This is a genomic window from Alistipes sp. AF48-12, assembly GCF_003477565.1.
GTDB classification, from domain to species: Bacteria; Bacteroidota; Bacteroidia; order Bacteroidales; family Rikenellaceae; genus Alistipes_A; species Alistipes_A hominis.
Genome location: NZ_QUDJ01000001.1, coordinates 264,650 through 275,796, shown reverse-complemented (window position 1 = coordinate 275,796; position 11,147 = coordinate 264,650). Strand labels below are relative to the sequence as shown.

Sequence of the window (11,147 nt, the reverse complement as noted above, 5' to 3'; positions counted from 1 at the left end):
GGTTCCACCTCTTCCCATTCCGAACAGAGAAGTTAAGCCCGTTCACGCCGATGGTACTGCAGTAACATGTGGGAGAGTAGGTAGCCGCCTCCTTAGAGTCCTCCGAGCAATCGGGGGACTCTTTTTTTATGCGGCAAAAGGGTTGAATCAAGGGGCCATCGGTGACCGATACTACTTGTCCGTTATTGAAGGTTACTCGTATAACGGGCGCTTCGTCTCGTTCGAACGAAAAATGGTTTGAGGATCGGAGTGTTGTACGGAATCCCGGGCTTGCAGGTTTCCAATAGCTGAATTTATTTCGGCGAACAAACAAATACTATAAATCATTGGTTATTTGCATATCGGTCGGAATGGACGTTCTCATTAAATAAGAACGCACATTTAATCGTAGAAATTGGCTGCGTTAAAAAAGTTAGTTCCGGAATTTATGGCAATGGCAGTAACCGGTTGGTTCGTAATTGGATCTAATGTTTGTAAAGTTTGTGCAAAACTTGTTCCTCTGCCTGTACTTCCATAGTTTGCAGCACTTATGGGTACATTTGAATTGATACTGACCATCGCCCTAAGAACCGCATTTTGTTGTCCCGACTCTGCCGTGTTCAGACTCGTGGAATTTTGTTGCAAGCTTAAAGACGAATATCCGTTATTCATTAATGTCGTTTTGTCTTCGATGATTCGTGCATTATCCCCGGTCCTATGCTTTCGAGCCGGTTGGTAGATGCGACGTAATACCAGTCTCCGCCGATTACCGCGCTTTTCTCGTCTTCTTCCATGTAGCTACCATGGCAAATTTTTCAAGGTTCAGTTTTTTTAGCATGGTCGATTGTCTTTAGGTTTGCTTTGGGGGATATTCGCAATTTATACGAAAATAATAATATCATTAAAATAGCAATATCGGCTCTGTTCTTTTAGTAATTGGAGTGTGGGGGGAAGGAGTTGTGCGGATGATGCGTGTCTGGGTCCGGATTTGTAAATTTCCTTATGGCGGGGGAGCGGTATTTCTGAGAAAGCTCCGTTTTTATTTCTGGCCGGATTTCCGGAAAGTCCGCAATTTTTCCGTGAAATGGGAATTGTGGTTTGTTTTTTGTTAAAACCGAATACGGAACACTGTAATCCGGTATTTCAGAAATTATTTTTCAAACCTTAAAAAATTAAAATCATGAAAGGTCAATGCTTTTTTTCGTTTCTGGGCGGAGCTGCCATCGGTGCGGTCGTAGCCCTGCTGCTGGCTCCCGATTCGGGGCAGAACACGCGTCACAAAATCGTCGATAAGATCAAACACGGCGAGCAGAAGGTAAAGGATGCCGTAGAGGAGGAATTGTACGCCCACAAACAACAGTAAATCCGCCGCAGGTATGGAAAACAACGACAGGGGCCGAATCGGACAGGCGACTCGGGATGTGAAGGATTATGCGGCGCTCTATGCGGATCGTCTGCGGCTCGGCCTGATCGAGAATCTTTCGACCTTTTTCAACGCACTGTTCGGCGTGGTCGTCCTGATTGTTTTGCTGTGGATCGCCGCGATGTTCTTTGCCGTGGCCCTGACGTGGGTGATCGGCATGTTAATCGGGTCGATGCTCGGCGCCATACTGTTGATGGGAGGGCTGTTCGTCGTGCTGGCAGCGATCGTATATGCGGTACGCCGCAGGCTGATCGTCGATCAGATGGCCAGGATGTTCGGCAAAATGGTCTATGACATGCGTAAAAAACATTCGGACGATGAGTAAAGTACATTATCAGCGGATCCGTTCGCTGCAGGACGTCAGGATCGAACGCTTGCGCGTGGAAAATGAATTGGACGCGGTCGAACGGAGGTTGCGGGACGATTACCGCGGGATATCGAAGATGTTCTCGGTGGGCTACCTGATGGAGCAGATCACCGGGAAGGCCAACCTGATCTATAACATCGTGCAATGGAGCATGTCCGGGTATAACTTCATCCATTCGATGATCGACAAATACAAAGCCATGAATGCCGAACGGACCGGCAAAGAGTCCGATTCCGGAAAAAATCCGTTTAAATAAGGGAGGCTTTGCCGGATAATAACCGAAAGGCGGTCGCAGGTATCTGCGACCGCCTTTCGGTTAGGGAAAATGATTTGTATACCGGCCTTCCGGTGCTGCCCGCGAACGGACGGCACCGGATCGTTTACTGGTTGTGTCCGGGGGCGTACGGTGCGGCGGATTTCGATCCCGTGACTTTTTTAACCTGTCCGGGCGGCAGTTTTTGTTCTTTGTATTGCTTGCGCTGTATCCGCAGTTCTGCGGAACAGGAGGACAGGGCGGCGATAATCCCCAGCAGCAAAATTCCCGGTAATATATGTTTCATTTTCATATAAGGTCGGTTTTACGGTTCCACCTCGATAATTTGCCGTGTCGGTTCGCAAGCCTATTTTTTCTTGTCTCGGTTCGCAAGGTACTCTTTTACCACGTTGTAGTAATCGTCCGGTTTTTCTCCGTTGGGATAGCGTTTGTGGGCCGTTTTGCTCTCTTTGGTGTCGGCAATTCCCCAGAAGATCGCATCGCACGTGTCGTCGTATGAGCCGAAGATGCAGTATTCGGACGCTTCGCCTGCCCAGGCTACTTTCTCTTTCCATTGATCCAGCGTGCTGCGTTTCCAGTCTGCGGGAGCCACTCCTTCGTTCGGGCAGACGAACCGCACCGTGTTATCCGAACTCGAAGAGCGGTTGCGGTAGCCCCATCCGTCCGAAGCGACGAAATCCATCGGGGAGTTGACCTGGCAGGTGCCGATCCGGAATTTAGCCAGGTAGTCTTTCTCGTTGTCCGGCGCGGCGTCGTACATTTCCCGGAAGTTTTCGCCCATGTAGAAAACCACCAGCATCGGCCGGTCGTCTCCGTAGCCGTATTTGCGGTAAACATCCTTCTGGGCCCAGTTTTCCCAGATGCGTTTGGCGATGCCGTTCCAGTAGGCCAACGTGTGGGCTGCCGGGTTGCCGATGAACATGATGAACTGCATCCCCAGTTCGTTGCACACCGTTTCGATGGTTTCGAGCTGGTACTTGGTATCCACGTCCCACAGGGCGTTTTCGTTGGGCTGGCATCCCGGCCAGCTCGCGGGAACGGTCGCCCATTGGCTGGGATTGGTCAGGTCGATGATCACGTTGTTGATGCCGGCCTGTTGGATCGTGGAAAGGATCGCGCGGGCCTGGTCGATGTTTTTGTAATCGTGATCGGTGATCCACTTGTCGCCTACCTTGAACTTGATGACTCCTTCGTTCGCGCTGCGGCAGCAAATCAGGATATGGGTCATCGGGACGGGGCCTTCGGTTACGGAGGTCGAGTCGGTGCCGGAATTAGAACCGGCATTGCCTTTGGACGGGTTTTCGGCGCATCCGAACCAGGCCAGGGTTGCCGCCAGAAGGCAGCATGTCAAGAAACGTTTCATAATAATGTGGGGTTAGTTGGTAATGATACGAGTTTTGTAAATGGTTGTCGGTACGTTCGATTCAGCGAGTTTTTTGAGACTTTTTTCGGAGTGTCATCTTCCGTGTTTGATACAAATATAACGATTCATTCGGGAATCGAATCCATTTTATATAAGGAAAATGAATTCGGTTTCGATTTCGGAATCGGCGATCTTGTCGATAGTCATGTTGAATCGGCGATGTAAAAAGAATAAAAATGCGATGAGAATTGAACTTTAGATAGTAAATTTGGATAAAATATCTTCGCTGATGAGGATTTAATATAAGAAAAAATTAGGTTGAGCCGGTGTTCCGTTGCGGATCACGTAGTTTTGTGGAATATGTCGTTCCAAATGCACATGGTACGGTCGGGGTAAGTGTTCCAAATAATTGTTGATTTGTAAATAAGAGCGGAGTTTTAATAGGATTGGGTATGAATAAACGATGTGTTGTTTCGGTCGTAGCGTTTTCTTTTTTTGTTTCAGCCTGCCGACAGGTTGTCGTTCCTTCGGCGGATTACATGATTCTGGACGAGGTCGCATATGTCGATACGTTTCCGCAAACTTTTACGATCGGCCAGGGGACGCTTTTCGATCCGGATGTAATCGGGGTATCGAGTATTGTTATTCGGGATTCATTGCTGCTTATTTCCACATCCGATAATAAGGGGTACTGGTCGCTTGTCTCATTGCCCGAATATAAGCATTTGGGGAAATATTTGATGAAGGGAAACGGACCCAACGAACTGTTGTCTTCGCCTTGGGTGAAGCAGCAAAATTTTCTGAAAGAGCAAGGCCGGCTCAAAGCTATTATATACAGTTTTCCGACAGGGAAATCCTATAAAATGGACTTATCTGAAACGATAAAAAACAAGGCGCTTCGTATGAGAATGATGCAAGATTCTTTTCCTCGGAATCTGACGGCGTTTATCGTATTGGACAGTACGACTTTTTTATGTAAAGAGATTAATGAAGAGCATACCCGACAAATAAGATACATTCTGCATAAAGGAGAAAAAACGATTCCGGAGAATCTCGAAAAGTTAAATTTTTCTTCCGTGCGTGCGGGAGAAGATTTTAATATTCTGTCGACGGCAACGAAATGCAATGCCGACGGTAGCCGGATTGTCGAAGCTCCTAACAGATTAAATCAGATTAACGTATATTCTCCGGACGGCTCTTTCGGGAAAACGATTTGTGTCGGCAGACAGTTGGATCGTATCGGCGACGTGCAAGATCTCGATCCCCAAAGCAGAAAGCGCACTTATATGGATCTGGTCGCATTCCCTGATTTTTTCGGCGCTTTGTACCTGGGTGAGAAAAGAGAAAATATCGGAAAGGAGATGTCGAAAAAGCCGGTGATTCAGTTTTTCGACTGGGATGGGAATCCATTGGCCGAAGTGAAATTGGATCGGTTTGTTTCTGCGTATGCCGTCGATTTGATCAACGGGGATTTGTATGCGCTGAATTATAATATGGAGGAGATGTATAAATATGATTTTAAAGAAATTCTGGAGAAATTGAATAAGCGGAGCGATTAGGTGTGACTGTTTGATTTGATAGCATCGATATCCGTCGATAAAGCGAAGCGGATGTCGCATCGCTTTATGGGTATGTGTGTAACTCGCGATTTTACTAAGTTGATAAACGAAAAAGGTTATGACGGAAGTCATAACCTTTTATAGTAGCGGGACGGGGACTTGAACCCCGGACCTCATGATTATGAATCATGCGCTCTAACCAGCTGAGCTATCCCGCCGTCATTCGGCGTTTGCGAGTGCAAAAGTAGCAAATATTTCGTTTCGCACAAATTATCCGTCCGCATTTTTTGCCCGAAAATCATTTTAACGGGAACTTAACCGCTACCTTCGGGTAAAAATCGTATCTTTGTTAAGCGAAAAACAGATTTTGTCAACTTAAAAATAGAAGAAGATGAAAAAAATTGTCTTGGGATTGCTTGTCGTATGGATGGCCGCATTGACGGCGGATTTGTCGGCCAAATCCGGACCGGGTCCTAAAAAAAGCGGAAAATGCGCGGTAAAGAATGTGATTTACATGATCGGCGACGGGATGGGATTGTCGCAAGTGTCGATGATGATGCTTGAGAACGGCTACCGGCCCACAGCGTTCGACCGCAGCGGGAACATCGCCCTGATTAAGACCTACTCGGCGAACAACCGCGTGACCGATTCGGCCGCTGCCGGGACCGCTCTGGCATCGGGGAACAAAACCGATAACGGTATGCTCGGAATGGGGCCCGACGGGCAGGTTTTCAAATCGATTATGGAGCGGGCCAAAGAGGAGGGATACCAGACCGGTTTGGTCGTAACCGTCTACCTACAACATGCGACTCCGGGCGCTTTCTTTGCACACGTGCCCAGCCGCGGCGATCTGGACGTAATTTCCGAGCAGTTCGTCGAAAGCGGCGTGGACGTTGCGTTGGGCGGCGGCAAGAAGTTCCTGCAGGAAGGACAGAAGGACGGCAAGCCGCTGATCGACGCGCTGAAAACGAAGGACTACCGCGTCGTGTACGATATGAACGAACTGAACGGGGTGGACCGCGGCAAGGTGGTCGGACTGTTCGCCGACGAGTACATGCCGACGGTGATGAAGGGCCGCGACGAAAACTACCTGTGCAATGCGACCAAAAAGGCGCTCGAAATCCTGTCGAACAATGCGGCCGGCTCCAAAAAGGGTTTCATGGTGATGATCGAAGGATCGCAGATCGATTCGGAAGGGCACGCCAACAATGCGGAAGGCATCCTGGCCGAGACGCGCGATTTCGAACGGGCTGTCGGCGCTGCGATGGATTTTGCCGACACCCATCCCGGCACGCTGGTCGTCGTGACGGCAGATCACGAAACTTCCGGACTGTCGATCACGAGCAACAAGACCGATTTCACGCTCTCCGAAAGCGGGATCGGATACCAGTTCGGCACGACCGGACATACCGGTACGTTGGTGCCCGTTTACCTGTACGGCGCGTGCGCCGACCGGATCAACGGGATCATGGACAACACCGACCTGCCGAAAGAAATCGCAGCGTTGATGCGGCTGAAATAGTACCTGCGGATTTTATCCGATATGCAGAACGCTCTCCCCGACCGGGGAGAGCGTTCTGTGTTTTAATCGGCGCGAACGTTGTTCGGGCGGCCGGACGAAAGAGGCGGCGTTCCTGTGGACATCCATTTCAGACGCAGGCTGTTGGCGACTACCGATACGGAACTGAACGCCATGGCGGCTCCGGCCAGCATCGGATTCATCAGGATGCCGTACAGCGGGTAGAGCACGCCGGCCGCGATCGGGATGCCGATCAGGTTGTAAATAAACGCCCAGAACAGGTTCTGCCGGATCAGCCGGACGGTTTTGCGCGACAGAACGTAGGCTTTCGGCAGCAGCAGCAAGTCGGAATTCATCAGCGTGACCATCGCGACGTCCATTGCGATGTCGGTGCCGTGCCCCATTGCGATGCTGACGTCGGCGCGAGCCAGCGCTTGCGAGTCGTTGATGCCGTCGCCGACCATCGCTACGCGCTTACCTTCCCGCTGCAATTGCTGGATGTATTTGTCTTTGTCGTCGGGCAACACTTCGGCCCGGTAATGGCGGATGCCGAGCCGTTCGGCCAGCGCGGCCGCTGTCTTACGGCTGTCTCCGGTCAGCATGGCGATGTCGATGTGCAGCCTGCGCAGTTGGTCGAGGGCGGGCGGCGTGGTCGCTTTCAGCGTATCGTTGATAACGATGACGGCCAGCAGTCGGTCGGCCGTGCCGAAATAGACGATGCTTGCGCCAGTCTGCTGGGCCGTTTCGATCCGCACGTCCGTTTCTTCGGCCGGCGCGGCGCCTTGTTCGGCCATCAGGTTGCGGCTGCCGAGCCAGTAGTCCGCGTTGCCGGCCGTAAAACGGATTCCACGCCCGGTCAGACTGACGAACGAGGCCACTTCGCAGGGTTGCGCTTCGTGTGCCGACAGGTAGTTTACGATGGCGCTGGCCAGCGGATGTTCGGATTTCATTTCGGCGGCGCAGATCATGTTTCGGTACTCCGGCAGGTCGGGGCCTGCGGCGATCCAGTCGACGACCGAAGGGCGCCCTTCGGTCAGCGTACCGGTCTTGTCCATGACGACGGTATCGATCCGGCACAGTTGTTCGAGGGCCGTCGCGTCCTTGATTAGGATCTGGTTCTCGGCTCCTTTGCCGATGCCGACCATCAGCGCGGTCGGCGTAGCCAGTCCCAGCGCGCAGGGACAGGCGATGACCAGCACCGAGACGGCCGATAGCAGGGCATACGAAAAATAGTCCATGCCGCCGATGGCCAGCCACAGCGCGAAGGTCAGCAGCGCGATGCCGATGACCGTCGGTACGAAAATTGCCGCGATCCGGTCGGCGATGCGCTGTACCGGGGCTTTGCTGCCCTGGGCTTGTTGTACCATGCGGATGATCCGGGCCAGCAGCGTGTCGCTGCCGACTCCGGTGGTTTCGAGAACGAACGTCCCGCGCGAATTGATCGTGCCGGCCACCACTTTGTCCCCGGCCTCCTTGCCGACGGGCAGCGGTTCGCCGGTGATCATGCTTTCGTCTACGTACGACGATCCGTCGCGAACGACGCCGTCCACCGGGATTTTTTCGCCCGGGCGTACCGAAACCCGGTCGCCCACCTGCAATGCGGAGATCGGAACGTCCTCTTCGTGATCGCCCCTCACGAGCCGGGCGGTGGTCGGCTGCAGGCCGATCAGTCTTTTAATGGCGGACGATGTGTTGCTTTTGGCGCGTTCCTCGAGCAGTTTGCCGACCAGCACGAATGCGATGATTACGCAGGCGGCTTCGTAATAGACGTGCGGTTCGAGTCCGCGCCGGAGCCAGAACTGCGGGTAAACGGTGTTGAACAGGCTGAACAGGAAAGCGATCGACGTGCTGAGGGCCACCAGCGTATCCATGTTGGCCTGCCGGTGGCGCAGTTGTTTCCATCCGTTGACGAAAAAGCCGCGCCCGAAAAAAAACAATACCGGCAGCGACAGTATGAGCATGATCCAGTTGCCGTAAGGCATGTGCATGAACAGCATGGCGATCACGACGATCGGCAGCGAGAACAGCCACGCTCCGATCGTGTCGTACCGCAGGCGCAGGTAGCGGTTGCGTTCGGCCTGCTGCTGTTTGACCTCTCCGCCCTGTTCGTCGATGATCAGGTCGTATCCCGAAGCCTGGACGGCGGCGCGGATCTGCTGCGGCGTGATCTGCGATTCGTCGAATCCGACCGACAGCCGGTTGGATGCGAAATTCACCGATGCGTCGGTGACTCCGGGCAGTTTCCGCACGGTTTGTTCGACGCTCATGGCGCAGGACGCGCAGCTCATTTCCAGTACCGGGTAATTTTTGCGAACGGTTTCCTTCATAACTTAAATTTCGATTAATCGACAGGTATCAAACAAAAACGATACCCAAAGATAGGAAATATCTCCGAATACCGTTTTGAAAATAGGCGGCCGCCCGTCCCTGTCTGGCGTTATACCGACAGCGGGCCGCGTTTGCGGCGCAGTTCCGCCGCGCGGAACTCGGCCTGTAGCGAAGCGATCGTTTCGCGGACGCTCGTGATCTTTTTGGACAGGAACGCATTGGCTCCTGCGAAAGCGTATCCGCGGGACAGGTTGCCTTTGGCCGCATTGTACAGCGCCATGATAATGCAGTAGGGACTTTTGGTGTAGTCGCAGGTCTTGATGCAGTGGAACGGACATTTCTTCGGACGGGTCAGCCCTTCGCGCACCCGGCGGATGAACTCCCCGGCGATCGCGCGCCCCGGCATTCCTACCGGGCTGGCGATGATTTCGATGTCTTCCTCGCGGGAATTGATATAAGTGTCCTTGAACGCCTGCGACGCGTCGCATTCTTCGGTTGTCACGAACTTGCTGCCGAGCTGCACCCCGTCGGCGCCGAGTTCCATGATCCGGTAGATGTCTTCGCCGGTATAGAGTCCTCCGGCGGCGATCACCGGGATGCGGCGGCCGTAGAGCTTTTCGAAATGCCGCGCTTCGGCGACCACTTCCGGAACGATGTGTTCCAGCGAGTAGTTGGCGTCGTCGATCTGGTTGTTTTTATAGCCGAGGTGACCGCCCGCTTTCGGACCTTCGACGACGATGGCGTCGGGCAGGTAGTCGTAGTTCGCTTTCCATTTTTCGCAGATGATCTTCGCCGCGCGGGCCGAAGAGACGATGGGCACCAGTTTCGTGGTGCTCTCCCGCTGTAAGTAGGACGGCAGGTCGAGCGGCAGTCCCGCGCCGGAGAAGATGATATCGGCCTTCTCCGCGATCGATGTTTTGACCATGTCCGAGAAGTTGCTCAGCGCGACCATGACGTTGACCCCGATCACGCCGCGCGTTTTTGCGCGCGCCTTGCGGATCTCTTCTTTGAGACCCATTATGCTGTTCGTCAGATAGTCTTTCGAGAATTTCGGGTACAGCAGCCCCATTCCGGCGCACGAGATCACTCCGACGCCTCCTTCGTTGGCTACGGCCGAGGCCAGCCCCGAAAGGGAAATGCCTACTCCCATACCGCCTTGGATGATAGGCAGTTTGATGGTAAGATCTCCGATTTTAAAGGATTTCATTCATTCAGGTTTAGAATTACGTCGCAAATATAATTTATTTATGACGTGTTCCGTCAAAATAAATTGTAAATATACGATGTCTAAATGCAAAAAAGACGAAGCCGCCCAACTCAAGGGGCGGCCCGTCCAACAAAACAAAACTAATCCTAATCTAATTATGCAGTTGACTTGTCAGAGTGCTTTTTTTATCGACGATGCGGAAGAGATGGTGATGCTCCGGATCGTCGGGTCTCCTTTGTAAGTGATGCTGGAGGCGCTGTTTCCGTTGGCCGTCAGGTCTCCCAGTACGGTTCCGGTGTTTACTTTCGACGCCGAGGACGCTTCGATCCGGCAATCCCGCGAACTGAGTTGCTGCCCGTCGAAATTCGAAGCTCCGCTGGCCTTGATGTCGGCGATCCCGGCGTTGCCGGCCATGCGGATGCGCGAGGCCCCGGAGATATCGCAGAACAGGTTGCCGCTGAACTCCCGGATATCGGCTTTCGAGGCCCCGTTCAGGATGCCGTTCAATTCCCGGCAGTTGATCGCGGCGTCGGTCATCCGGCTGGCTCCGCTGCATTGCAGGTTTACCTCTCCGGTGACCGCGATCTCCGGCCCGTTGAGTTTGGCCGCTCCGTTCAGTTCGATCTGCAGGGCGTTGCTTTCGAAACCGCCGCTGCAAACGATGCTGGCCGCTCCCGACCCGTGAATGAATTCGGGGTGCGGCAGATAGATTCTGGCGCGGCAAACCAGGTTGTTTTCGAAACGGAGCGGAGCGTTCGTCCTGAATCCGACCGTGACTACGCCCCGACCGTCCAACTCGAACAGCAGGATATCCTCGTATTCGGCGTTGACCTCTACGACGGCATACGTCCGGTCGGAGCGGATCAACTCCACGTTGAAAGAGCCGGAGGCCGCTACGCCGACGATCGGTTTCCCTTCGAAACGGGTCAGCCGTACCATCTGGGTCTGGGCTGCCAGAGCGATTCCCGGGACGAGCAATGCGAACAAAAAGAGTATTTTTCTCATAACGGGTCGTGATTATCCGGAACGGAATCCTGTGAAATTATTTATACAACGGGAAAGAGGTGTAAAAGTTACAGTTGCAGTGCGATATTTATTCGAGATAGTTTTATATCTTTGCATATTCTA

Annotated in this window: 11 protein-coding genes, 1 tRNA gene and 1 rRNA gene; 6 read left to right on the top strand and 7 right to left on the bottom strand. The window is 53.0% G+C overall.

The genetic code is table 11. From position 1 onward, the window contains the following. Positions 1-93, top strand: a 5S ribosomal RNA gene (gene rrf / locus DW082_RS01215); the annotation flags it as partial. 288 nt (positions 94-381) lie between these two features. Here the strand turns inward: rrf and DW082_RS14650 are convergent. Beyond that, positions 382-651, bottom strand: a complete 270-nt coding sequence (locus tag DW082_RS14650) for a hypothetical protein (RefSeq protein WP_147386940.1) — start codon at positions 649-651, stop codon at positions 382-384. A gap of 508 nt (positions 652-1,159) precedes the next feature. Between DW082_RS14650 and DW082_RS01210 the strand changes: the two genes are divergently transcribed. The 3 genes from DW082_RS01210 to DW082_RS01200 are packed head-to-tail and all read left to right on the top strand — an operon-like array spanning position 1,160 to position 2,025. After that, on the top strand, positions 1,160-1,342 hold the full coding sequence (locus DW082_RS01210) for a YtxH domain-containing protein (RefSeq protein ID WP_055205672.1): 183 nt from the start codon (positions 1,160-1,162) through the stop codon (positions 1,340-1,342). A gap of 13 nt (positions 1,343-1,355) precedes the next feature. Continuing rightward, positions 1,356-1,727: a hypothetical protein gene (locus DW082_RS01205; protein ID WP_055205673.1), complete on the top strand. Its 372-nt coding sequence runs from the start codon at positions 1,356-1,358 to the stop codon at positions 1,725-1,727. Then, entirely contained in the window at positions 1,720-2,025 is a 306-nt protein-coding gene (locus DW082_RS01200) for a hypothetical protein (RefSeq protein WP_118456955.1), read from the top strand. The genes DW082_RS01205 and DW082_RS01200 overlap by 8 nt, the downstream gene beginning before the upstream one ends. 124 nt (positions 2,026-2,149) lie before the next feature. Here DW082_RS01200 and DW082_RS01195 read toward each other — a convergent pair whose 3' ends face one another. Together DW082_RS01195 and DW082_RS01190 are read right to left on the bottom strand one after the other, a co-directional pair. Beyond that, positions 2,150-2,329: a hypothetical protein gene (locus DW082_RS01195; RefSeq protein WP_147386939.1), complete on the bottom strand. Its 180-nt coding sequence runs from the start codon at positions 2,327-2,329 to the stop codon at positions 2,150-2,152. Positions 2,330-2,389: 60 nt separating this feature from the next. Further along, a complete protein-coding gene (locus tag DW082_RS01190) occupies positions 2,390-3,406 on the bottom strand; it encodes a hypothetical protein (RefSeq protein WP_118456951.1) in 1,017 nt (338 codons plus the stop codon). Between the two features lie 452 nt (positions 3,407-3,858). Between DW082_RS01190 and DW082_RS01185 the strand changes: the two genes are divergently transcribed. Further along, complete coding sequence (locus DW082_RS01185; RefSeq protein WP_145996526.1) at positions 3,859-4,965, top strand: BF3164 family lipoprotein; 1,107 nt, start codon at positions 3,859-3,861, stop codon at positions 4,963-4,965. 144 nt (positions 4,966-5,109) lie between these two features. Here the strand turns inward: DW082_RS01185 and DW082_RS01180 are convergent. Beyond that, positions 5,110-5,183, bottom strand: a tRNA-Met gene (locus tag DW082_RS01180). Positions 5,184-5,356: 173 nt separating this feature from the next. Here DW082_RS01180 and DW082_RS01175 point away from each other — a divergent pair. Next, complete coding sequence (locus DW082_RS01175; protein WP_118456949.1) at positions 5,357-6,487, top strand: alkaline phosphatase; 1,131 nt, start codon at positions 5,357-5,359, stop codon at positions 6,485-6,487. A gap of 62 nt (positions 6,488-6,549) precedes the next feature. Here the strand turns inward: DW082_RS01175 and DW082_RS01170 are convergent, their stop codons facing one another. The 3 genes from DW082_RS01170 to DW082_RS01160 form a co-directional block, all read right to left on the bottom strand. Continuing rightward, complete coding sequence (locus DW082_RS01170) at positions 6,550-8,811, bottom strand: cation-translocating P-type ATPase (protein ID WP_118456947.1); 2,262 nt, start codon at positions 8,809-8,811, stop codon at positions 6,550-6,552. A 110-nt stretch (positions 8,812-8,921) separates the two neighbouring features. After that, complete coding sequence (locus DW082_RS01165; RefSeq protein ID WP_055205679.1) at positions 8,922-10,019, bottom strand: nitronate monooxygenase family protein; 1,098 nt, start codon at positions 10,017-10,019, stop codon at positions 8,922-8,924. A gap of 171 nt (positions 10,020-10,190) precedes the next feature. Beyond that, a complete protein-coding gene (locus tag DW082_RS01160; protein ID WP_101572097.1) occupies positions 10,191-11,024 on the bottom strand; it encodes a GIN domain-containing protein in 834 nt (277 codons plus the stop codon). Positions 11,025-11,147: the final 123 nt, after the last annotated feature.

Coding starts and splice junctions, on each gene's coding strand:
- DW082_RS01200 (WP_118456955.1), top strand. CDS start 1,720: ATGAGTAAAGTACATTATCAGCGGATCCGTTCGCTGCAGGACGTCAGG.
- DW082_RS01205 (WP_055205673.1), top strand. CDS start 1,356: ATGGAAAACAACGACAGGGGCCGAATCGGACAGGCGACTCGGGATGTG.
- DW082_RS01175 (WP_118456949.1), top strand. CDS start 5,357: ATGAAAAAAATTGTCTTGGGATTGCTTGTCGTATGGATGGCCGCATTG.
- DW082_RS01210 (WP_055205672.1), top strand. CDS start 1,160: ATGAAAGGTCAATGCTTTTTTTCGTTTCTGGGCGGAGCTGCCATCGGT.
- DW082_RS01185 (WP_145996526.1), top strand. CDS start 3,859: ATGAATAAACGATGTGTTGTTTCGGTCGTAGCGTTTTCTTTTTTTGTT.
- DW082_RS01195 (WP_147386939.1), bottom strand. CDS start 2,329: ATGAAACATATATTACCGGGAATTTTGCTGCTGGGGATTATCGCCGCC.
- DW082_RS01190 (WP_118456951.1), bottom strand. CDS start 3,406: ATGAAACGTTTCTTGACATGCTGCCTTCTGGCGGCAACCCTGGCCTGG.
- DW082_RS14650 (WP_147386940.1), bottom strand. CDS start 651: ATGAATAACGGATATTCGTCTTTAAGCTTGCAACAAAATTCCACGAGT.
- DW082_RS01160 (WP_101572097.1), bottom strand. CDS start 11,024: ATGAGAAAAATACTCTTTTTGTTCGCATTGCTCGTCCCGGGAATCGCT.
- DW082_RS01170 (WP_118456947.1), bottom strand. CDS start 8,811: ATGAAGGAAACCGTTCGCAAAAATTACCCGGTACTGGAAATGAGCTGC.
- DW082_RS01165 (WP_055205679.1), bottom strand. CDS start 10,019: ATGAAATCCTTTAAAATCGGAGATCTTACCATCAAACTGCCTATCATC.